This window comes from Mesorhizobium sp. ORM8.1, assembly GCF_053005525.2.
Map to the genome: position 1 here is coordinate 903,601 of NZ_CM132600.1, position 22,665 is coordinate 926,265.

Below are 22,665 nucleotides of genomic sequence, written 5' to 3' on the forward strand. Positions count from 1 at the left end.
GAACATATATCGCTGCTCCCTCATCATCGAACGCTAATACAATGAGCAACATTTTGGAAGATTTCGGAAGTTTTAGAGGCACCCTTCGCTACTTTTAGCGGCCTGGGTTCCACTGTGATCGCACTTAACCAGGAGGAGCGATCATGACTGCCATCATCAGGAACGAAGTCACCGCGAATTCCTCCGCCCGCCTGTTCCAGGACATGTGGGGGATATACCGCAAGGTCGTGGACAACAATTACCTCAATCACCGCGAAGCCTACGCTGCACTGCGTCAGCTTCTGCGGCATCAGCGGCCGGACTTCTCGTTCCTGGACATCGCCTGCGGCGACGCCTCCTTCAGCGCCGCCGCCCTGGCAGACCTGCCGGTCGGCAGCTATATCGGCATCGACCTGTCGCAGCCGGCTCTCGACGACGCCGCCGTCAATATTGCCGCGTTGCCTTGCCCAAGCGAATTGCGGCGCGGCAACTTCGTCGAATGGTTGAGCGCCTGCGAGGCACCGATCGACGTCGCCTGGATCGGCTTGTCGCTGCACCACCTGCCGTTCGAGCGGAAGCTGGAAGCCATGCATCACCTGCGGCGACTGGCCGGTCAGTCAGGCACGCTTCTGGTCTACGAAAACACCTGCAGGAGAGCGGAGGACCGGGCTGGCTGGATGAAACGCTGGGATCGGCAGCGGAAACACTTTTCGGCATTCAGCGGCCTCGAATGGCTGCTGCTCACCACCCATGTGCACAGCATGGATTATCCGGAAGCGGTGTCTGATTGGCGGGAGCTTGGCCATCGGGCCGGATTTGCCCGGATGCGAGAACACTATCGATCGACCTCGGACCTGTTCCGACTGTTCAGCTTCTCGGCCTAAAGCGCGTCGCGCTGAAACGGATTCACGCGACGCGCTTTAGGTCCTTATTTTTATGCATGTCGTTGCCGCAAAACCGCTGCACACTTCTGCGCGACATGCATTAGGCCTGGCAATCTCTCCGCCCGGCTCCGCCCCAGCTGGCTACCCTTTCGCCGCGCCGTTAGAGCCGCGGCTCGGGTGCCGCAGATGCGTCGGCGTGATGCCGGTCTGCTGGCGGAAGACGCGGCTGAAATGGCCGGCATTGGTGAAGCCGCATCGATAGGCGATGTCGCCGACCTGCAGGTCGCTGCCTTCGAGCAGCGACTTGGCGTGATGGACCCTGAGCGCCAGATAGGCCGCCATCGGGCCGATGCCGAGCTCGGCGCCGAACAGGCGCTCGAGCTGGCGGCGCGAAGCGTTGAGGCGGCTGGCGATTTCAGTGACCGGCAGCGTCTCCTGCAGATTGCTTTCCATCAAGAGGAGCGCCCGCTTCACCGCGCGGCTGGCGGCCGCGGGAAAGAGATCGCCGACGGGCTGGACATCGCGGCTGCTCCTGATGCGGTCGAGCACGAGGATCTTGGCGGCCTTCTCGGCCGCCTTGCTGCCGATGAATTGCGAGACGAAATAGCCGGCAAGGTCGGCAGCGCCGGTGCCACCCGCGCAGGTGGCGCGGCCGCGGTCGACCGTGTAGAGGCTGTCGGCGTGGGCGTTCACCTCGGGAAACCGGTTGCGGAAATCCTTGATGTGGAACCAACTGACGGCGGCGCTGTAGCCATCGAGCAGGCCATAGCGCGCCAGCGTGAAGCTGCCGGTGCAGAGCGCGGTCAGCGGCACGCCCTTTTCCGCGGCGCGCAACAGGAACGCCTCCTTCTCGGAGCTCAAGGCGCGGTTGGTGTCGAGCAGGCCGCCGACCACGACGATGTTGTCGAAATCCTCGGGGTTGCCGATCGCCTTGGTCGGCAACAGCTCGACGCCGCAGCTCGCCCGGATCGGCAGGCCGCGCTCGCCCACGACATCCCAGTCAAACTCGATCCTGCGGCTGCGGTCGCCCTCGTCGCCGGCCAGTCTGAGCGTATCGATGAACAGCGACAACGGCGACAGCGTGAAGTCGCGCACGAGGAGAAACGCAAACCGCCTGGCCATGTCGGAGCCGCCCGTCAAGTTGTGGTGGGTGCATTATCGCGGATGGTTTGGCACGGGAGCGTGTCAGCGAAAGGCGCATGACGTCGGAGATGAACAACGCAATGTCAGGCGAGGCCTGCCCGTCCTGGCTTTGCGACGCGTGGGTCTGGAATAGGCACGGCGGCGATCAATTCGCGCGTATAGGCCTCGCGCGGTGACGACAGCACCGTACGGCGCGGACCGGCCTCGACGATCCGGCCGGCGCGCATCACGGCGACATGATGGCTCATGCGCTCGACCACGGCCATGTCGTGCGAGATGAACAGATAGGAAAGCCCGAGCGTCTCCTGCAGCTCCAGCATCAAGTCGAGCACGCGCGCCCGCACCGACACGTCGAGCGCGGCGACGCTCTCGTCGGCGACGATCAGCTTCGGTTCGAGCGCCAGCGCCCGGGCGATGCAGATGCGCTGGCGCTGGCCACCGGAAAACTCGTGCGGATAGCGCGAGGCGTGGTCGGCGGCGAGCCCGACGCGCCCTAAAAGCGACGCCACCCGTTCGGCCCGGTCGCTCCTGGCGCCGATGCCATGGATGACAAGCGGCTCGGCGATGGCAGCACCCACCGTCATGCGCGGGTCGAGCGAGGCGTAAGGGTCCTGGAAGATCATCTGGGCGGCCCGCCGCACCGGCCGCATCGCGGCGGCGGAGAGGCCCTGGATGGCCGTGCCGCCGATGGTCACCGCACCGGTGAACGGGACAAGGCCGAGCACGGCCTTGCCGGTGGTCGATTTACCGGAGCCGCTTTCGCCGACGAGGCCCAGCGTCTGGCCCGGCATGATGTCGAAGGAGACGTCCTGCACCGCCGGCGCTTCTGCGGCGCGGCGGCTAAAAAGGCTGGAGGATGCGCCGTAATCGACGACAAGGTTCTTGACCGACAGCACCGGGGCGGCGCCATCCGGCGCGGGCGGCCGTGCGGAGGCGGTGACCCTCGGCGGCGTATCCGTCGCCGCGAATGCGCCGAGGCGCGGCACGGCGGCGAGCAGTTCGCGCGTATAGTCGGCTTGCGGCCGCTCGAAAATATCGAGCACGGAGCCTGCCTCGACGATGCGTCCGTCGCGCATGACGGCCACCCGGTCGGCCATCTCGGCGACAACGCCCATGTCGTGGGTGATGAGGATGATGGCGGTGCCGAATTCCTGCTTCAGCTCGCGCATCAGTTTCAGGATCTGCGCCTGGACCGTCACGTCGAGCGCCGTCGTCGGCTCATCGGCGAGAAGCACTTTGGGGCGGCACGACAGCGCCATGGCGATCATGACGCGCTGGCGCATGCCGCCGGAGAGCTCGTGCGGATATTGGTTCATGCGCCGCGCCGGATCGTTGATGTGGACAACGTCGAGCATGGCGCGGGCGCGATTTTCGACGCTGGCGCCTTCCGCGCCCTGATGCGTCCGGATCGCCTCGGTCAACTGCGCGCCGATCGAGTGTACAGGGTTGAGCGACGTCATCGGCTCCTGGAAGATCATGGCGATCTCGCCGCCGCGCACGTCGCGCATGGCCCGCTCGGACAGGCGCGGCAGGCTCTGCCGGTCGAGCCTGATGTCGCCGCCGGCGATGCGCAGCGAGGTGCGCGGCAACAGCCGCATGATCGAAAGCGCCGTCACCGACTTGCCCGAGCCGGACTCGCCGGCGATGCACAATGTCTCGCCCGGCGCCAATGCAAAGCTGATGCCGTCGATGACGCGCCGGGCGCCCTCGGGCGTCAGCGCGTCCACCGACAGATTGTCGACGGTCAGGACGGCATTTTGCTCGCCTCTGGAAACCTCCGGCATCAATTGAAGACGATTCTTGGGAAATAGAACGAGACCACCCAGTTCGGCATGTCGACGATCTCGCTGATGCGCAGGTCGCCGCAGACCGAGCAGAGCATATAGGCGTCGACGGGCTTCAGCCCATGGTCGGCGGCCAGCAGGTCGACCATGCGCATGACGCTTTCGCGCGCCGCGGTCATCAGGTCCGGCCCGATGCCGGTGGTGGCCTCGTAGCCGGCGGCGTCGAGATGGCGGGTCACCGGCCCCGGCGTTGTGAAGCGAGGGCTTTGCAGCCGCGCGTCCTTGACGAGATCGATCGTCGCCTCGACATCCATGCGGCTCTCGATGGCGGTGCCGCAGACCTCGCCGTCGCCCTGGGCGGCGTGGGTGTCGCCGATCGAAAACAGCGCGCCTTCGACCTCGACGGGCAGATAAAGCGTGGTGCCGGCGGAAAGGTCGCGGATGTCGAGATTACCGCCGACACGGCGCGGCGGCACCACCGAATGCAGGCCGGGTTCGGCAGGTGCGACGCCGATCGTGCCGGCGAAGGGCTTCAGCGGCACGCGCCCGCCAGGGCCATAGAGCGCCGGCGTCATCGCGGCGGCATCATATTTCCAGATGTGCAGGGCCGGCTCCTCGAACTGGTCGGCAAGCAGGCCGAAGCCCGGAATGTTGGCGGTCCAGCCGAGGCCCGACGGTTCGAAATGGCGCAGCGTGATCTTCAGCGCATCGCCTGGCTTTGCCCCCTCGACATAGACCGGTCCGGTCACCGGATTGACCTTGCCGAAATCCATCGCCCTGACGTCTTCGACCGTGGAGCTGGCGTTGAACTGCCCGCCACCGGAATCGAGGCACTCGAAATGGATGGTCGAGCCCGGCTTGGCCGTCAGCGCCGGCTCGAAATCGCGGTTCCAGCCGAAATGATGACTGGCGCGGTGGATGGTGTAGTCGCACTTCACGCACATGGTTTTTTCTCGTTGTCTTGGGCAAGCCGCCTCTCCCGTTCAGGCGGCATCATGGAAAGGTCCCGGCGGCGGCTGAACGCGCGCCGCCGGGGAGCGGTCTATTTGTTGACGTAGATCGCTTCGTAATCGATGACGCGGGTGGGATCGATGTAGATCTCGTCCGGCCCGCCCATGCGCTTGGACTTGGCCACCACGCGGCGCTCGTTGAACACCGGGATCCAGGGTGCGTCATTGGTCTGGATGTCGGTGAAGATCTGCGCCCAGGCCTTGTTGCGTTCCTCGGCCTTGGCCGGCACCGGCATGGCGTCGGCCGCCTGGCCGCGGGCGTCGATGTCCTTGTTGCAGTACCACGACCAGTTCCAGCCGCCGGCAACGGCGCTGCCGCAGCCCAGGATCGGCCCGTAGAAGTCGGACGGATCCGGGAAGTCGGCGATCCAACCGAGACCGCCCGACCAGACCATCGGCGCCTGCCCCTGCGTGCCGCCGGCGGCAAGTACATTCGGGTTGGCCACCGCCTTGATCTCGGCCTTGACGCCGATCGCCGCCAGGTCCTGCTGGATCGCCTGGGTGATGCGCGGCTGCGGGTCGGTGTTGGAGGTGTAGATCTGCGTCGAGAAACCGTCCTTCAACCCGGCTTCGGCGAGCAGCGCCTTGGCCTTTTCGGGATCGTAGGCGTAGCCCTTGTAGTTCTGGTCGAAGCCCGGCATCAGCGGCGGCAGCACCTGGCTGGCCGGCGTGGCGCGGCCGTTGATGATGCGCACGATGCGGTCCTTGTTGATGGCCATGTTGACGGCCTGCCGCACCTTGGCGTTGTCGAAGGGTTTTACCTGGGTGTTCAAGGTGACATAGCTGGTCTCGAGCTGCTGGCGATCGACGATCATGCCCTCGAACTCGGCCGACTTTTTCATCTCCAGGTATTTCGCCGGCGGGATGCCGTCGCCGGCGATGTCGACCTCGCCCTTCTGCAGGCGCAGCAGCGCCACCAGCGGCTCCTGGCCGACCTCGACGGTGAAGCTATCGACATGCGGCCGGTCCTTGACGAAATAGTCGGGGTTCTTCTGGAAGACGAGGCGCTGGCCGATCGTCCATTCCTTGAGCGTGAAGGCGCCGCTGCCGACCGGGTGCTTGCCGAAGTCGCCATTGGCGGCTTCCACGGCCTCCTTCGGCACGACGGAAGCAAAGTTCAGCGCCAGCACGTTGAGGAAGGTGGCGTCGGGCTGCGACAGGGTGAACTTGACCGTGTGGTCGTCGACCGCGGTGATGCCGTCCAACGTGTCGACGGTGCCGGCGGTCATCTTGTCGGCGCCGACGATCGAGTGGAAGAAGCCGGCGCCAGGGCCTTGCGTCTTCGGATTGACCGCGCGCTCGATCGACCATTTCACGTCCGCCGCCGTCACCTCGCGGCCATTGGTGAACTTGACGCCGGGATGCAGCTTGAAGGTGTAGATCTTGCCGTCATCGGAGACGTCGTAGCTGTCGGCAAGCGCCGGCCCGAGTTCCGTTGTGCCGGGCTTGTAGTCGACCAGGCGCGAAAACAGCGCGTTGATCATCGACCAGTTCTGCCAGTCATAGCCGACGGCCGGGTCGAGCGTGGCGATGTCGTCCTTGTAGGTGACGATGATGTCGCCGCCATTGGTCGGCGTGTCGGCAAAGGCAAGCTTGGCCGGCACCAGGGCCGAGGTGGCGAGCAAGGCCGCCAGGCCTATTCTTTTGGCGAATTTGTTCATTGAGTTCACTCCTCTGTTGGTCTTGTTGGTTATTGGCTGCGGATGCGCGGGTCGACGAAGGGCGCAACGAAGTCGGCGAGCAGATTGCCGAGCACAATGGCCAGCGCCGAGACCAGGGTGACACCCATGATGATCGGCACGTCGACCTGCTGGATGGCCTGCCAGGCGAGCTGGCCGATGCCGGGCCAGCCATAGACGGCCTCGACCACAACCACCCCGCTCATGAACTGGCCGATGTCGATGCCGACCATGGCGATAATCGGCAAAAGCGCGTTGGGCAGCGCATGGCTGAGCACCACGCGGCGGCCGCTGAGGCCCTTGGCATGGGCGGTGCGCACATAGTCCTGGCGCAGCACTTCGATCATCGCCGAGCGCACCATGCGCGCGTACCATCCGGCGCCGAGCACGCCGAGCGTCAGCGCCGGCAGCACGACATGGCGCGCCGTGCCGAAGCCGGACATCGGGAACCAGCCGAGCGTGGCGGCAAAGACGTACAATAGCAGCAGCGCGACGACGAATTGCGGCGACGAGACGCCGACGAAGGACAGCATCATGATCGAGCGGTCGACGAAGCCGCCGCGCCAGACCGCGGCGATGATGCCGAAGGTCAGGCCAAGCGCGACCTCGACGACGATGCCGGCGGCCATCAGCATCAGCGTCGCCGGCAGGCGCGCCAGGATCAGCGGCAGTACTTGCGTCTTCTGCGTATAGGAGCGGCCGAGATCGCCATGCAGCAAGGAGCCGACATAATGCAGGAACTGCATGACCAAGGGCTGGTCGAGGCCGAGCTCGTGGCGGATGGCGGCCACCATCTGCGGTGTCGCGGAGCGCCCGGCAATCAGCACGGCGGGGTCGGCCGGCAGGTAATAGAGCAAAAGGAAGGTGATGGCCGCGACGCCGAGCAGGATCAGCACGGCCTGGACGAGACGGCGGGCAAGGAACACGGCCATCGTCACAGCCTCCCGCGCTGGGTCGGGTCGAGGATGTCGCGCAAGGCGTCGCCGATCAAATTGAACGACAACGCCGTGGCGAGGATGATCGCGCCGGGGATGAACACCAGCCAGGGCGCATCCTGGAAATAGCTCTGGCTTTCGAAGATGATGTTGCCCCAGGAGGGCTGCGGCGGCTGCACGCCGATGCCGAGGAAGGACAAGGTCGCCTCGAGCAGCACCGTGGTGGCGATGCCGAGCGTGCCCCAGACGATCGCCGTCGGCATCAGATGCGGCAGGATGTGCAGAAAGATGATGCGGCTGTTGCCGGCGCCGAGCGAGCGCTCGGCGACGATGAAGTCGCGCTCCACCAGGCCCCGCGTTTCGGTGTAGACGATGCGGGCGACCTGCACCCAGTTCACCAGGGCAATCACCATGGCGACGATCCACAGGCTGGGTTTGAGCAGCGCCGCGAGCGCGATTGCAAGCAGCAGCGCTGGGAACGCCATCATCAGGTCGGTGAAACGCATCAAGAGATTGCCGATTGCGCCGCGCAGATAGCCGGCGAGCAGCCCGACCAGGAGGCCGATCGCGACGGCGACGCCATTGGCGACGAGACCGATGATGAGCGACGTGCGGGCGCCGAACAGCACGCGGGAGAAGAGGTCGCGGCCGAGCGTGTCGGTGCCGAACAGATGCTCGCCGCCCGGCGGCAGCGGCGCGCCTTCGAGCGACAGGCCGTCGGTGAGCTGGTTGTCCGGCGAGAAGTGCACGATCCATGGCGCGAAGAGCGCCGCAAGCAGAACGATCGCAACCACGATCAGCCCGAACAGGGCGGAAGGCCGTCTGACAAGTTCGCGCAGGACCCGCATGCTTACATCGCCCGCGGCACGGGCTCGTGCCCGGCGACGATTGCCGCAGCGACGTGCTCGACGGTGAGCCGGCGCTGCATGGCGAGGTGACACAGGATGCGATAGGCGCCGGCCTCGTCCGTGCCCTGCGCGGCCACAATGGAGCGCATCGCGTCATAGACGATCGGCCGCAGCCGCAGACGCTCCTCGAGGCCGGCGATGCGCGCCCGCACCGCCGTGCGTTCGTGGTGGGCATGTGTGGCGAGCACCAGCGCCGGGTAGACCGAGGAGGCGACGACCGGCTTTGCCATGATCGCCCCGGCGCCCTTTGCCAGCGCCCAGGCGATGCGGCCCGGCGCTTCGGAACCAAGCAGTGCTACCACAGGAACGGGCGCGTCGTCGCCATCCCATGGCAACAGGTCGTCCCAGCCCTGGTCGGCGTCGACGAGGACGATATCGGCCGGCGTCTCGGCAAGATCGAGTGGCTTCCACTGCACCAGGGCGGTGACGCCCAGACGTTCGAGCTGTCGCTTCAGGCGCTCGATGTTGTCGTCGGCGCGATGCAGGATCGCGGCGCGCCAGGAAACGAAATTCGGCGTCCGCGTCATTGCACCACCCTCAGATGCGGGGCGTGCTGGATGGGCAGCGTGCCGACGAGATACGGGTCGGCGGCGATGGCGCCATGCGAGGCGATGATGTCGAAGCCGGAGCGCTCATTGATGCGGCCGAGATGGAAGGGCAAGGCGGCATGATTGGTGCGCGGATCGATAGCCAGCGTCCCGAGCACGGTCTGCCGCGGCCGGGCATGCAGGAAGCCGCGCACGCTGGCCGGATCGTCGCGGCCGGCCTCCGAAACCGCCTCGGCGAAAAGTATTACGGCGGCGTAGGCGCCGGCGAAGAAGCTGGAGACGCGCCGCTCACCGCCGAAGCGGGCAGCGACGCGTTGCTTGAAGGCGTGGTTTTCGCGCGACGCCAGGCTTTCGAAATAGGAAGCCGTCGAGAGCTGGCCGACGGCCACGCCCGGCTCGATCTCGCCCAGCTCGCATTCCGTCAGGTCGCAGCTCAGCACCGGGCAGCGTTCCGGCGCGAAGGCGGGATCGCGCTCGGCCAACCGCTTGACGGCGGCAAGGAAGGCATAGCTCGAAGGGCCGATCATGTTGTTGAGGATGAAATCCGGCCGGTGACGCTCCAGATCGGCGATCAGCAGGCCGACATCGGTCTCCTCGATCGGCAGACAGCGCTCGCCCAGCACCTCGCCGCCGGCGCGCAGCAGAAGCTCGCGCGCCAGCCGGTTCATCTCCCAGCCCCAGACGTAATTGGCGCCGGCGAGATAGACGCGCTTGCCGTGGCGGGGCAGCATATAGTCGAACAGCGGTATCAGATGCTGGTTGGGACAGGCGCCGGTGTAGATGACGTTCTCGTTGGCCTCGAAACCTTCATAGGGGCAGATGTACCAGAGCAGCCCGTCATATTTCTCGACCAGCGGGATGACGTCCTTGCGCGACAGCGAGGTGATGGTGCCGATCACATTGCGGCAACCTTCGTCGCGCAGCATGGTGCGGATCAGATCGAGGTAGCGCTCCGGCTGCCCGGCGGGATCGCCGAAGACCGGCTCGATGCGCACCGGGCTGCCGGCTTTCTCGAGTTCCTCGATGGCGAATTCGGCGCCGGCGCGGCAGTCGCGGCCGATCGCCCCGTAGGGACCGGTGGTCGAATAGAGGATACCGACCCTGAAAATCTTCACCCGGACCTCAAAAAACAAAGGCCCCACACGCACCCCATGCTCGATGAGACGCGGTGGGGCCATGCTGCCCTTGTCCGGCCTTGCCGGACGCGATGTGTTACGCGGAAAAATGTGCGCTTGCGAAATAGAACACGAGCGAGCGCACGCTTGTCAACGGCCAGACGCTTGAATCATGCGTACTCAGCGGCTGGTGGGGTGTCCGCTTTCGGGAAGCAACGAAGCCTACCCTTGCCGTGGCGGCGTTGTGAATCGCAGTCAATTCCGGATAGTGTCTCAGTTTGAAATTTGATCAGGATGGATGGCCGAAGACGGCGGTAATAAGTGCGAGCCCACCGAAACTGCAGATAAAGACAAGGGCGCCATACGCGATCACTCGGCGCGCGGTTAGGAAACGAGGCGACCAAAAGTCAGCATACCGACGTGTATCTCGCTTTCCCCATCGTTCACTCCATGGAAGATTCTGCTCATCAATCGATCCATAAGAATCGGTCCGCAAAAAAATGCTCAACATTGCAATGATGATGGCTGCGGCGCTCAGGAACGCGACCACAAAGAAGAAAGTTACTGGAATAAACAGATGAGGATTGCTCGCCCACTCGTACTTCAAATTTCCTCACTCCGCTTTTTGTAAGGACCGCGCTTGCCCGTCGTCAATCACGTAGTCGGCGTCCTTGCCTGTAGCAATGCGCATGACGCAGACGGCATTGCCGATCACGTCGGCGGGGCGCTTCTGGCCTTTAGGTCGGTGGGCATTAGCGTGGGTATTCCAAAACGATGACGTAGCCAGACGGCGACGTGATGGGGCCAATTTCTGTCGGAATATCCCGCTTGGGCTGCCAGATAACGTTGATGATCCGACTGCCCTCTTCGCCCAAGCTGTGGAGAAGCGTTTTTAACCTCTCAACGTCGTCTGGGCATGTCTGGACGGTATATGACACGCAAACCTCCTATGCTTTGCGCTAACCATATGGGCGTTTGCACAAGTCAGCCAACCGAATTAGGCGTTGGCGCAAATTTCAAACTGAGACACTACCCAATTTCGCTGCCCAATCCCCTAAATGTGATCCGACGAACCCTACCCAGGGCGTGGTCATCCCCTACCCTTCTCCCAAGCAAGCCCCGTCTCCGCGCGGATTCCATCGCCAGCCAGGGAGGCTCGAATGCTCACCCTTACCGTCAACGGGCAATCGCGCGACGTCGACGTGCCGGAGGACATGCCGCTTTTGTGGGTGTTGCGTGACCATCTCAACCTGGTCGGCACCAAATATGGCTGCGGCGTCGCGCAATGCGGCGTCTGCACCGTGCATGTCGCCGGCAAGCCGGTGCGGTCTTGCCAATTGACCGTCGGCGATGTCGGCACGCGCGCGGTCGTCACCATTGAAGGGATCGGCCGCACGCCGAACGGCGCCAAGTTGCAGCAGGCCTGGATGGAGATCGCCGTGCCGCAATGCGGCTATTGCCAGGCCGGGCAGATCATGTCGGCGACGGCGCTGCTCGATACCAACCCCGAGCCCGACGATGCCGACATCGATGCGGCGATGGCCGGCAACCTGTGCCGCTGCGGGACCTATATCCGCATCCGTCGCGCCATCAAGAACGCCGCCGCCAAATCGGCCTGACCATGAGAAAAGCGATCGGCATCCTCGTTGCAGTCGTTGTGGTTGCCGCGCTGGGCTTCGCGGGCTGGCTTTTGCTTGGCCGCAATCCGCTTGCGTTCGCCGGCGGCTCGACCGTGGCGCTGGCCGACTATAATGGCGGGACCGTGGCCGGCGTGCCTCCTCAGCTTGCCAGCGCCGATCTCGTGAAGCGCGGCGAGTATCTCACCCATGCCGCCGACTGCCAGGCCTGCCACACCGCGCCGGGCGGCGCGCCGTTCGCCGGCGGCTTCGCCTTCAACATGCCGTTCGGCACGATCTATTCCACCAACATCACGCCGGACAAAGAGACCGGTATCGGCAGCTACAACGACGCCGAGTTCCTGGCGGCGGTGCACCGTGGCATTCGCGCCGATGGTGCAAAGCTCTATCCGGCCATGCCCTACGCCTCCTACAGCCTGATGACCGACGCCGACGCGCTGGCGATCAAGGCTTATTTGTTCACGCTCAAGCCGGTTAACGCGCCGGCAAAGCCGAACCAATTGTCCTGGCCGTTCAACCAGCGCAGCCTGATTGCGCTGTGGAATGTGGCGTTCAATCGCGACGAGCGCTTTCGCCCCAACACCGGCCAGAGCCCGCAATGGAACCGGGGCGCGTATCTGGCCGAAGCCATGGGCCATTGCGGCGAGTGCCACACGCCGCGCAACCTTGCCTTTGGGCTCGACAATCACGGCAAATTCGCCGGCGCGCTCACCGCCGGCTGGCGCGCCTACAACATTTCAAGCGACAAGGTTTCGGGCCTCGGCGACTGGAGCGACGAAGACCTTTACGCCTATCTCTCGACCGGTCATGCCAATGGCCATGGCGGCGCCGCCGGGCCGATGGGCGAAGCCGCAGACGATAGCCTGAGTTACCTGGTGCCGGACGACACCCATGCGCTGGTCGCCTATCTGCGCAGCGTGCCGGCCCATGCCAGCGACCTGCCGCGCACCGTCACGACAGCAGCACCGGCTTCCTACAAGCAAGGCGTCGTGGCCGACGCCAATATACGCGGCGAAAAGATTTTCGCCGGCGCTTGCGCCTCCTGCCACGACTGGACGGGCGTCAGCCCGGTCACCGGCTTTGCCACGCTGACGGGCGTGCGCGCGGTGAACGATCCCAGCGCCACCAATGTGGCGCAGACGGTCATCAACGGCGTCAGCCGCACCACGGCGGACGGCAAAATATTCATGCCGGCCTTCGGCGAGGGTTATTCGAACGACGACATCGCCGCCGTTGCCAACTACGTCACCGCACGCTTCGGCGCCAAGGGCGCGCATCTGACGGCCAAGGATGTGGCTGGCCTGCGCGAGCAGGCGGCGCAGCAATCGAAGGACGCTCCCAATGGCTGACACCCAAACCAGTTTCGCTCAGTCCGACGTCTATCTCTCAGCGCTGCTCAACGAGGTCCATTCGGTGGCGGCGAACACGGCGATGACGATGGGACGCCGCGCCTTCTTCAAGCTGACCGGCGCGGGCGTGGCGGGGCTGGTGCTGGGCTTCCACCTCGGCGACACCGCCTTCGCGGCCGAGCCCGCCAGCGGCAATGCCGCCGATGCCAAAGACCAGGCGATGAACGCTTTCATCCGCATCGCGCCCGATAACACGATCACCATCTATTCGAAATGCCCGGAGATCGGACAGGGCATCAAGACGTCGTTCGGCGTTATCATCGCCGACGAGCTCGATGCCGACTGGACGCACGTCGTGATGGAACAGGCCGACATCAATCCGAAAGTCTATGGCAGCCAGGGCGCGGGCGGCTCGACGTCGATCCCGCGCGCCTGGAACCAATTGCGCCAGGCCGGCGCCGGCGCCAAGGCGATGCTGGTTGCCGCCGCCGCGCAAGCGTGGGCGGTCGATCCATCGCAGATCACCGCGCAGGATTCGGTGCTGACCCACACCGCCAGCGGCCGTTCCGCCACCTATGGCTCGCTTGCCGCGGCGGCCGCGAAAATGCCTGTGCCCGACCCCAAGAGCCTGAAGCTGAAGACCCGCGCGCAATACCGCCTAATCGGTAAGCGCTATCGCGGCGTCGACGATCCCAAGGTGGTCAGCGGCCAGCCGCTGTTCGGCATCGATGTCCAGCGTCCCGGCATGGTCTATGCCACCTACACCAAATGCCCCGCGGCGGGCGGCAAGGTGAAATCCTTCAACGCCGACGAGATCAAGGCCGGGCCTGGCGTGCTCGATGCCTTCGCCGTCGAGGGCACGGGCCTGGCGGTCGAGGTGATGCCGGGCGTCGCCATCATCGCCAGGGACACGTGGAGCGCCTTCCAGGCCCGGGACAAGCTCCGGGTCGACTGGGATCTCAGCGAAGCCTCGAAGGATTCTTCCACACGCTTCTCGGCCGATGCGAGGAAGATCGCTATGAATTTCCCGCAAAAGCCTGATGACAATGTCGGCGACGTCGACAAGGCCTTCGCCAATGCCGCCAAGACCATCGAGGCCTATTACGAATATCCCTTCGCCGCCCATGTGCCACTGGAGCCGATGAACACCACCGCGCACTGGCATGACGGGATCATGGAGCTGTGGGTGCCGACGCAGCAGCCCGATCGCGGCCTGCCGCTGATCGGCAAGGTTGCCGGCGTCGCACCCGAGAAAGTCGTGATGCATCAGACCCGCGTCGGCGGCGGTTTTGGGCGGCGGCTGGTCAACGACTATGCCTGCGAGGCGGCGGCCATCGCGCTCAAGGTCAACGCGCCGGTCAAGCTGCAATGGAGCCGCGAGGACGATTTCGCGCACGACTTCTACCGGCCCGCCGGCTACCACCAGTTCAAGGGCGCGGTCGACAAGAACGGCCGGCTCGACGCCTGGCAGGAGCATTTCATCACCTTCACCGCCGACGGCAAGAAGGAAGCCTCGGGCGCAAACCTCACCGACAATCTCCGATACTCGATCAAGGCGCCCAATCTGCGCCGCGGCAAGACGATGTTCCCGCTGAAAATCCCGACCGGCGCCTGGCGCGCGCCGGGCGACAATGCGCAGGTCTTCGCCGCGCAGAGCTTCATGCACGAATTGTCGCTCGCTTCGGGGCGCGACCATGTCGAGTTCCTGATCGACGCGGTGAACCGTGACGTGCCCGAACTCGTGGCCAAGGACAAGAGCGTCAATTTCAGCCCTGGCCGGGCGACCGATGTCATCAAGCTGTGCGCCGACAAGGCCGGCTGGGACAAGACGCTGCCCAGGGGCAGCGGCCTGGGGTTCGCCTGGTGCTATTCGCATGCCGGTCACGTCGCACAAGCCGTCGAGCTCAGCGTCGACGCCGACAAGCGGATCAAGATCGCCCGCATCGTGGTGGTTCTCGATGTAGGCCCGATCATCGACATGGCCGGCTCCGAAGCGCAGGCGCAAGGCGCGTCGACCGACGCGCTGTCGACGGCGATGGGCCTCAAGATCACCATCGAGAACGGCCGCATAGAGGAGCAGAATTACAACGCCTATCCGATCCTGCGCATGCCGTTCGCGCCAATGACCATCGATGCCTATTTCATCCAGTCGGACAATCCGCCGACCGGCATGGGCGAACCCGCCTTCCCGGCGCTGGCGCCGGCGCTCGGCAACGCGATCTTCGCCGCCACCGGCGAACGTGTGCGACGCCTGCCGCTGCGCGACCTCGGCTATTCGCTGGCGGTTTAGAGCGATTCCAGGAAAAGTGTGAGCGGTTTTCCGCCAGGAATTGCACAAAAACAAAGAGTTAGAGCGCTTCGCCGTTTCCGTGAAACGGTGAAACGCTCGCCCGATGCACGCCTCCGAACCTACTTCCCGCGCCGTTCTTCCGGCCCTGAGCCTGAGCCCCACAGCGCGCGCTGCAGCAGGCTGCGCTTCTTCTTGCGCGGCGCAAGCTCGATGTCGCTGACCAGTTGCGCCCCGCCCTTCTGCCTTTCCAGCGTGATCTTGCGCGTGTGAAACACTTCGAGCTCGGCGCGGTGCGCGACGCTGATGACGGTGACCTTGGGCAGTTCGCCGATCACCGTCGCCATCATCTGGTCCTGGCTCTTCTCGTCCAGCGCCGAGGTCGCCTCGTCCAGCACGACGATGTCGGGGGCGTGCAGCAGCAGGCGCGCGAAGGCCAGGCGCTGCTTTTCGCCACCCGACAGCGTCTGGTCCCAGGGCGCTGCCTCCCCAAGCCGGGTTTTCAGATAACCGAGGCCGACCTTGTCCAGCGCGGCCTTGATCTCGGCCGCTTTCCAGTTTTTGGCCGGAGCGGGATAGGCGGTGGCGCGACGCAGCGTGCCGGACGGGATGTAGGGGCGTTGCGGCAGCATGAATAACCGCCGTTCAGGATGGAAATTGACGCTGCCGCTGCCCCATGGCCACAGTCCGGCGATGGCGCGCACCAATGTCGACTTACCGGTGCCGGATTCGCCCGAAACCAGCACGCGCTCGCCGGGTTCGATCACCACCTCGGTTTCCTTGACCACCGAGGTGCCGTCGTCGAGTGTGACGGAGAGATCGTCGAGGACAAGTATCGCGCTGCCCTTGGTCTCGCCATGCTTGATGCGGCCGAGCTCCTGCGATTGCTCGGCCCGCTCCAGCCCATCGAGCGACATCATCAGCGAGGCGATACGATGCGCCGAGGCATTCCAGTCGGCCAATCGCGGATAATTGTCGACCAGCCAACCGAAAGCGCCCTGCACGATGGCGAAGGCGGACGCGGCCTGCATGACCTGGCCGAGCGTCATCGAACCGTCGAGGAATTTTGGCGCGCACAAAAGCACCGGAACGACAGGCGCGAACAGGCTGGATCCCTGCGAGACCAGCGCGGTGCGCATGTACTGGCCGGTGAGGCTCGCCCAGCGCTGCAGCACGCCACCGAAGGTCCGGTCGATGCCGGCATTCTCCTCCTCCTCGCCGCCTAACAACGCAATGCTCTCGCCGTTTTCGCGCACCCGCGTCAGCACGTAGCGGAATTCGGCTTCCGACTGGTTCTTGTCCTCTGAGAGCTGCACGAAACGGCGGCCGATCGCGAACATCGAGGTCGAGGTGATCCCTGCATAGATGATGGCGGTGACGACGAGGAAGCCAGGCACGGTAATGGTCGAACCGCCAAGCGTAAAGCTCAGCGAGCCGCCGATGGTCCACAAGACGACGATAAAGGTCGAGGCCGACAGGAAGGCGGCAATGACGCCGGCGATGAAATCGACGGGCGATTCGGTGGCGACGCGCAGATCCTCCGAAATGCGGGCTTCCGGGTTGGCATGGTCGCCCTTGACGAGGTTGAGCTGGTAGTAGCGGCCGTGGTCGAGCCAGCGCGCGATGACCGATGTGGTCAGCCAGGAGCGCCAGCGCCGCTGCATGGTCATGCGCATATAGACCTGCGCCACCACAAGGCTGATGCTGCAGGCGACCAGCGGCAGGAAGACGGCGCTCAGCACATAGACGGTATGGGCGTCACGCCTTTCGATGGCGTCGAAGATGGCGCGGTTCCATCGATTGATGCCGTACTGGAAACCGACATTGACGCCGATCATGACCAGAAGCCCGATCGTCAGCAGCCAGGCGAACTTGTCGCCATGCCTGCCCCAGTAGCCGCGTCCGGTGATCCAGAAGCGTCTCAGTAGGTATTTCTTGCGCGCCTTTTCGGCCTCCTCGCGCGACTGTTGTCGATCGGGCTCGATCGGATCGGGCGGCGGCGCTTCCTGAGTGTTTGGATCGGCTGCTGCCTCGACGGCCGGCGCCTTCTTGCGGCGCGGTTTTGGCTTCTGCTCCGACTGCGTGTTCTCGGGCAGCCCGTTGTCCAGCGCCGGCTTGGCGCCGACAGACCTTTGGTCAGGCGATGTGCCGTTTCCAGAGGTTTTGCTTTCGAGCGGAAGCTTGGTATCCGATTTCGCCTGGTCCGACGCTTTTTGGCCGGCAGCCTTTTGACTTGAAGCTTTCGATTCAGGCGCATCCCGGTGCAACGTCTTGCGACGCGGCTTTGCTCGCCGCGGCTTCTCAGCGCCACCTGACCTGGCGCCACCGGCCGACTTCGGTTTGGGTTTCGCCTCGGACATGCGCCCTGACAACGGGCTCGAAATCAAAGGTTTCATCATGGCCGCCCAACAGGAACCGCCGTCATTCCGCTCGGTTGAACGATGTCGACTGGCACCGATCGCCCAGCGGAGGGAAAGATCAGGCAGCGTTGCCGCTTTGGCGATTGCGTGCCGGGTCGAAGAGCGTTTCGGCGGCGACGGAATTGCCGGCCACGCTGAAGGCAAGCGCATCGGCGATCGGAAGTGCCGCCGAGAAGAGGAAGCCTTGCGCGATCGTGCAACCCAGCGAGCGCAGGATCATGCGGTCGGCGTCGGTCTCGACGCCCTCGGCCATCACCTCGATGCCGAGCGTGCGCCCGAGGCCGATGACCGCCTCGACGAGCGCCTGGTCCTCGACCGACTTCGCAAGGTCGCGCACGAAATCCTTGTCGATCTTGATCTTGCGGATGCGGCTGTCCTTCAGCGACACCAGCGTCGAAAAGCCGGTGCCGAAATCGTCGAGCACGATCGAAATGTCGGCATCCGCCAGGCGGCCGACCTTTTCGTCGACGCGGTCGCGGTCGACCGGTGCTTCTTCCGTGATCTCTATCTCGAGCATGGCGGCGGGCACGCCTCTCGCCTTCAGGCCGTCCAGGATCATGTCGTCGACATTGCCTGCCTCGAGCTCACGCGGCGACAGGTTCATCGCCACCCGGACATCATGACGCCCCTTCTTTACCAACGCCGCGATCATCGAGCAGCAATTGAGGAACACGGTCTCGGTCAGCAGCGACAGCAGGCCAGTTTCGCGCGCTGCTGTGACGATCTCGGGTGGGGAAATCGGCCCGTGGACGTCATGCTGCCAGCGCAGCAGCGCTTCGAAGCCGACCACCGCACTGGTGTCCAGCCGCATCACGGGCTGGAACCAGGAGCAGAGCGCGCCGGCCTCGATGGCGCCGCGCAGGTCGCGCTCGATGCACTGCTTGCGCTCGAGCGCCTGGTCGAGCTCGGCATCGAACAGGCAGTATTCGTTCCTGCCGCTGCGCTTGGCCGCATAGAGCGCGAAATCGGCCCTCAGCAGCATCTCGGTCAATCGCGGCTTTTCCGATACATAGATGCCGATCGAGGCGCCGACACGCACCGATTTCAATGCCGGATCCGGACTTGCGATGGCGGCGATGATCGCGGATGCAAGCGGGCCGGTCGAATGCAGGAATCCGCCGGTGGGGAAAAGCAGGACGAACTCGTCGCCGCCGATGCGCGCGATCGTCGCGCCTTGTGGGGCATGGTCCTCTATCCGGCGCGCAACCTTGACCAGCAGATCATCGCCGATGTTGTGGCCATAGGTGTCGTTGACCGATTTGAAGCCGTCCAGGTCGATCAGCATGGCCACGAACGGGCCGTCGGCAAGTCCGAGCTGGCCAATGGCCTGATCGAGCCCATGCCGGTTGAGCAGGTTGGTCAGCGGATCGCGCCTGGAGTTGCGCTCCATCTCGGCGGCGAATTCCCGCGCCTCGTATTTGAGACGGCTGGTCTCGCGGAAGCGGTCCTGCCCGATGAGCGAGCTTCTGATCATCCCGCCGAGGAAAAGCACAACCGTGAAGGCGAGCACATAGTTTTCGAGACCGCCTTTCGCAGCCAGGCATCCGGCGGCGATCAGAAGCGGCAGCACAATGAAGTTGATCGAAGTCCGCGCGTAGGACGGGCTGTAGGTGACCGAACCGGCCGACGTGCCGGCGAGCACGATCAGATAAAGCGGCGCCTGGGGCGTGGTGTAGCCGTCCGACAGCACGGCCAGGAAAGACCAGGCAGCGCCCGACGCCAGCGCCAGCCGGCCGTAAAGCGAAAGCCGGGCGCCGACCGCCAGCCGGGTCGAGTCGGCTGTATCCGATTGGGCCGCTGCAAGCGCCACGCGCGCGACGTTTATCGCGCTGATCGCGGCGAACCACAGCACCGCGGCAAGGCGGCCGCCCGAAAGCAGCTGCACGGCCAGGATCAGCGCCGAGAGCACCGTGCCGATGGGCATCGAAATGAAAATGCCCTTGCGCAGATCGGCGAGCTGGTCGCGGGAAATCCCGGCGGCCACGGCTTCGCTCTGCGCCCGGGGATCGGGGCCCGCGACCAGCCGCTCATAGTGTCTCGCCATGCTCTTAGTGGTTAGGCGAGCGGGATGAAAATCGTGTTAAGGATTTCAGCGCTTTACGGTGGATTTACGCGATCGTGACAACGCGGCCTACGAATGCCTGGCAAATACCTCTCGATAATGTGTATGGCCGACGTTTAAGACTTCGCTTATCAACGATGCAACATTGCTTATCCATAGCTCCCGGACGGCATCGTCCGGGGAAGAATTTTTTTGACGAATTGCGGGAGGGGATGCTTCAGGGCGCGACACATTGGCGTTCCGGAGCGAATGACGGCGATCCCAACATCTTGAAATCCGGCATCAACGCGGGCCACTGCGTGGATCCAACATTTTATTTGTTGTCCGACATTTCCGATTTGATCAGGTTTCCATGTCGCATCTTTTATTTATACTTGCCCTCGCATTCATTGCCTGGCGTTGGAGCAGGCGCCTGCGTCCGAAGAAAGACATTCGACCGGATGCCGATCGGCCCGGTTCGCCGCTGGCCGCATCCACTGATGATGACGACGATGAGGTCGAGGAAACCGATGTCGCCGGGCTGGTCTCGAACCTGTTTGGCGCGAAAGGCCAGGATCTTATCGACCAGGCCGTCGAACGGGTCATCCGTGATTCCAGGGCCGGCGCCGGCCGCGAATACCCCCAGGCGATTGAACCGATCGTCAAGGCGCTCTCATCAGCGAGGCCCAAGGCGCGCGACCAACGGCGGGTCAAATATCTGCTCGACAGCGATGCGGGCTACCGGCAGCGCACCGACCGCACCGCACGGCTTGAGCAATCCTTCAGGGGCAAGGGCCTGTGTTCACCGCGCCAGGCAACAAACAAATGACCTAAGCGGACGCCGTGTTGGTGGCGCCAACCAGGTCCGCTCAGCCGCAAATCGACGGTTTCAACACAACGGAGGGCAATTCAAAATGGCTATCACCAGACAGGTCATCACGTCACTGCAGCGCGACGGCACGGACGCATTGGGCACCAGGACCGTGGCGATGAAGATCGTCGACGAGAGCATCGTTTCAGGCTCGCTGCTGACTGTCGAAAGCAACCATTTCTGCATCCTGAAGTCGCGCGGCGCGGTGCTCAACGTCTACGAGACCGGTCAATATGCGCTGCAGACGCCCGACAAGCCGCTGGTCGGTTCGATCGTCCAGGGATTTTTCGGCGGCTCGTCGCCCTGGGTCTACGAAGTCATCTACATCAATCGCTCCAAGCTCCTGGTGCGCAACGAGGGCATTGCCACCAGCGCCGAGATGGCCGAGATGTCCTATGTCGTGGATTACTACATCCACATCGACAGCAAGGAAGAGGCGCTCGATCTCATCACCCACATGCCTTTCGCGGGCGCGGTGATCGATACCAAGGAAATCGCCGACTATGCCGGACCGGCCATCGAGCAGGCGATCAACCAGATCATCCAGGTCACCAAGATGGAGAACATCAACGAGCGCATCAGCGATGTGCGCGAGGCGGTGAAGCTGCACCTCACCGATTTCCTAAAAGTCTACGGCATCATGCTCAACGACCTCAAGGTGCTGATCACGCCGCGCGACGAGCGCATGCGCGAGCTGATCTCGCTGCAGGCGATCGGCCTCAGCCCGATCGAGGCGGTGCGCTATTATTTGGCGTTGCGCATGGCCGACAAAGGCCTGGTTTCGGCGCCCAACGCCGCGGCCGGCGTGCCCTTCCAGATCGGCGGCCAGCCGACCGGCTTCTATCCGCTCGGCGATGAAGTGGGCGCCACCAGATGAGCCGCTTCTACGAGGCCGGGCCGCTCGCAAAAGTCGGCATCAACCTTTTCTACGGCTATGGCTACAATTTCTACCGCCAGGAAAACCAGTTGCGGTCCGACGACCAGCGGGTGCGCCAGATGGCGTGCACGCTGCTCGGGCGCGCTCGGGCGGCGATAGACGACGCCGAGAGCCGCTACCGCCGCGAGAACATTGCCCCGCCGACGCGGGCCAATCCGTTTCCCGACGGGACAATCGTCGCCAATGCCCAGGCGCTCGAGCGGCTGGGCCGCGAGGTCGGCGCGCTCGAAGGCCTGATCCGCCACCAGCCGGTGCCGGAGAACGACCGCATGATGCAGCGCTACCGGCAGGAAGCCGCAACACTCGCCGCGCTCGCCGACAAGGATGCGGTTCTCGTCGGCCAGGCGGACCTGTTGCGGTCGATCGTCGAAGGCGCCGCCGGCGACAAGATCCTGGCCGGCAAACGCGAAATCGAGGAGGGCATCGCCGCCATCACGGCGACATTGCACGATCGGCAAACGTTCTTGTCGTGAGGAGCATATTGCGTCCACCATCCGACTCGCCTCGTTGCTTTCTCGCTATCGGATTCGGTCCGCGTGGCTGGAACCAATGACGGGCCAAAAGTGTTTACGCTGACCTGCCTGGACGACCGGGCATGCTGCCATCTTGAGGAGTTGCCACCATGAACCTTTCGTCCGGATTCCATTCCGTCGCTGTCGCGGCGATCGCCGCCGCGGGCGTCAGCCTTGCCAGCGCCGCGCATGCCGATTCAGGCACGATCCGTTTCGCCGTCTACAAGGCGGCCTTCTTCATCGGCGGCTCCGGCGGCGAAGGCACGCTGACCTTCCATGGCAAACGCTATCCGATCTCGGTCGGCGGCGTCTCGGGCGGCCTCGCCTTCGGCGCTTCCAAGACCTATTTCCAGGGCACCGTGCGCCACATTCGCCGCGCCAGCGACGTGACCGGCGTCTATGGTGCTGCCGGCGGCGGCGGCACGATCGGCAAAGGCGCCCAGGTGATCGTCATGACCAATGACAAGGGAGCGCAGCTCGAGCTCTCCGGCCGACAGGTGGGCCTGCAGGTCAATGCCGATCTCAGCGGCATCAGCATCGCGCTGAAGCGGTAATTCGCTCAAGCCCAGGCGAGCGGCTTTTCAGCCGGTCGCCCTCCTTTTCTTCCTTAAAACAGCCGAGCGGCT

Annotated in this window: 19 protein-coding genes; 8 read left to right on the forward strand and 11 right to left on the reverse strand. The window is 64.4% G+C overall.

The genetic code is table 11. The features are described 5' to 3' along the window. Positions 1 to 143 precede the first annotated feature (143 nt). Positions 144 to 863: a class I SAM-dependent methyltransferase gene (locus ACVDG8_RS04715; protein ID WP_447253659.1), complete on the forward strand. Its 720-nt coding sequence runs from the start codon at positions 144 to 146 to the stop codon at positions 861 to 863. A 141-nt stretch (positions 864 to 1,004) separates the two neighbouring features. Here ACVDG8_RS04715 and ACVDG8_RS04720 read toward each other — a convergent pair whose 3' ends face one another. The 9 genes from ACVDG8_RS04720 to ACVDG8_RS04760 form a co-directional block, all read right to left on the reverse strand. Beyond that, positions 1,005 to 1,985: a GlxA family transcriptional regulator gene (locus tag ACVDG8_RS04720; RefSeq protein ID WP_447253660.1), complete on the reverse strand. Its 981-nt coding sequence runs from the start codon at positions 1,983 to 1,985 to the stop codon at positions 1,005 to 1,007. Between the two features lie 104 nt (positions 1,986 to 2,089). Then, positions 2,090 to 3,790, reverse strand: a complete 1,701-nt coding sequence (locus ACVDG8_RS04725) for an ABC transporter ATP-binding protein (protein WP_447253661.1) — start codon at positions 3,788 to 3,790, stop codon at positions 2,090 to 2,092. Continuing rightward, entirely contained in the window at positions 3,790 to 4,734 is a 945-nt protein-coding gene (locus tag ACVDG8_RS04730; RefSeq protein ID WP_455707561.1) for an acetamidase/formamidase family protein, read from the reverse strand. The genes ACVDG8_RS04725 and ACVDG8_RS04730 overlap by 1 nt, the downstream gene beginning before the upstream one ends. Positions 4,735 to 4,832: 98 nt before the next feature. Then, positions 4,833 to 6,461, reverse strand: coding sequence for an ABC transporter substrate-binding protein (locus ACVDG8_RS04735; protein ID WP_455707562.1), 1,629 nt, complete (start codon positions 6,459 to 6,461; stop codon positions 4,833 to 4,835). A gap of 29 nt (positions 6,462 to 6,490) precedes the next feature. Continuing rightward, positions 6,491 to 7,411, reverse strand: coding sequence for an ABC transporter permease (locus ACVDG8_RS04740; protein ID WP_447253663.1), 921 nt, complete (start codon positions 7,409 to 7,411; stop codon positions 6,491 to 6,493). 2 nt (positions 7,412 to 7,413) lie between these two features. Continuing rightward, a complete protein-coding gene (locus tag ACVDG8_RS04745; protein ID WP_447253664.1) occupies positions 7,414 to 8,262 on the reverse strand; it encodes an ABC transporter permease in 849 nt (282 codons plus the stop codon). Positions 8,263 to 8,264: 2 nt separating this feature from the next. Beyond that, the gene (locus ACVDG8_RS04750; protein ID WP_447253665.1) at positions 8,265 to 8,849 is read right to left on the reverse strand and encodes an ANTAR domain-containing response regulator; all 585 of its coding nucleotides are present in this window, start codon (positions 8,847 to 8,849) and stop codon (positions 8,265 to 8,267) included. After that, complete coding sequence (locus tag ACVDG8_RS04755; RefSeq protein ID WP_447253666.1) at positions 8,846 to 9,985, reverse strand: transporter substrate-binding domain-containing protein; 1,140 nt, start codon at positions 9,983 to 9,985, stop codon at positions 8,846 to 8,848. The genes ACVDG8_RS04750 and ACVDG8_RS04755 overlap by 4 nt, the downstream gene beginning before the upstream one ends. 289 nt (positions 9,986 to 10,274) lie before the next feature. Next, complete coding sequence (locus tag ACVDG8_RS04760; RefSeq protein WP_447253667.1) at positions 10,275 to 10,592, reverse strand: hypothetical protein; 318 nt, start codon at positions 10,590 to 10,592, stop codon at positions 10,275 to 10,277. A gap of 553 nt (positions 10,593 to 11,145) precedes the next feature. Between ACVDG8_RS04760 and ACVDG8_RS04765 the strand changes: the two genes are divergently transcribed. From ACVDG8_RS04765 to ACVDG8_RS04775, 3 genes are read left to right on the forward strand one after another with little or no spacing between them, the layout of a single operon-like run. Then, positions 11,146 to 11,604 carry a (2Fe-2S)-binding protein gene (locus ACVDG8_RS04765; RefSeq protein ID WP_447253668.1) on the forward strand — a complete coding sequence of 153 codons (459 nt, stop codon included), beginning with the start codon at positions 11,146 to 11,148 and terminating at the stop codon, positions 11,602 to 11,604. Positions 11,605 to 11,606: 2 nt separating this feature from the next. Next, positions 11,607 to 12,971, forward strand: a complete 1,365-nt coding sequence (locus ACVDG8_RS04770; protein ID WP_447253669.1) for a c-type cytochrome — start codon at positions 11,607 to 11,609, stop codon at positions 12,969 to 12,971. Then, positions 12,964 to 15,261, forward strand: a complete 2,298-nt coding sequence (locus ACVDG8_RS04775; RefSeq protein ID WP_447253670.1) for a molybdopterin cofactor-binding domain-containing protein — start codon at positions 12,964 to 12,966, stop codon at positions 15,259 to 15,261. The genes ACVDG8_RS04770 and ACVDG8_RS04775 overlap by 8 nt, the downstream gene beginning before the upstream one ends. A gap of 119 nt (positions 15,262 to 15,380) precedes the next feature. Here ACVDG8_RS04775 and ACVDG8_RS04780 read toward each other — a convergent pair whose 3' ends face one another. Both ACVDG8_RS04780 and ACVDG8_RS04785 read right to left on the reverse strand, forming a co-directional pair. Next, entirely contained in the window at positions 15,381 to 17,654 is a 2,274-nt protein-coding gene (locus ACVDG8_RS04780) for an ATP-binding cassette domain-containing protein (protein ID WP_455707563.1), read from the reverse strand. Positions 17,655 to 17,736: 82 nt separating this feature from the next. After that, on the reverse strand, positions 17,737 to 19,722 hold the full coding sequence (locus ACVDG8_RS04785) for a putative bifunctional diguanylate cyclase/phosphodiesterase (RefSeq protein WP_447253672.1): 1,986 nt from the start codon (positions 19,720 to 19,722) through the stop codon (positions 17,737 to 17,739). Positions 19,723 to 20,092: 370 nt separating this feature from the next. Between ACVDG8_RS04785 and ACVDG8_RS04790 the strand changes: the two genes are divergently transcribed. The 4 genes from ACVDG8_RS04790 to ACVDG8_RS04805 all read left to right on the forward strand — a co-directional run bounded on the left by ACVDG8_RS04790 (position 20,093) and on the right by ACVDG8_RS04805 (position 22,593). Next, complete coding sequence (locus ACVDG8_RS04790; RefSeq protein WP_447253673.1) at positions 20,093 to 20,548, forward strand: hypothetical protein; 456 nt, start codon at positions 20,093 to 20,095, stop codon at positions 20,546 to 20,548. An 85-nt stretch (positions 20,549 to 20,633) separates the two neighbouring features. Continuing rightward, complete coding sequence (locus ACVDG8_RS04795) at positions 20,634 to 21,467, forward strand: SPFH domain-containing protein (protein ID WP_447253674.1); 834 nt, start codon at positions 20,634 to 20,636, stop codon at positions 21,465 to 21,467. Further along, the gene (locus ACVDG8_RS04800; protein WP_447253675.1) at positions 21,464 to 22,000 is read left to right on the forward strand and encodes a hypothetical protein; all 537 of its coding nucleotides are present in this window, start codon (positions 21,464 to 21,466) and stop codon (positions 21,998 to 22,000) included. Before ACVDG8_RS04795 ends, ACVDG8_RS04800 begins: the two co-directional genes overlap by 4 nt. A gap of 149 nt (positions 22,001 to 22,149) precedes the next feature. Beyond that, positions 22,150 to 22,593 carry a hypothetical protein gene (locus tag ACVDG8_RS04805; protein ID WP_447253676.1) on the forward strand — a complete coding sequence of 148 codons (444 nt, stop codon included), beginning with the start codon at positions 22,150 to 22,152 and terminating at the stop codon, positions 22,591 to 22,593. The last annotated feature ends 72 nt before the right edge of the window (positions 22,594 to 22,665 follow it).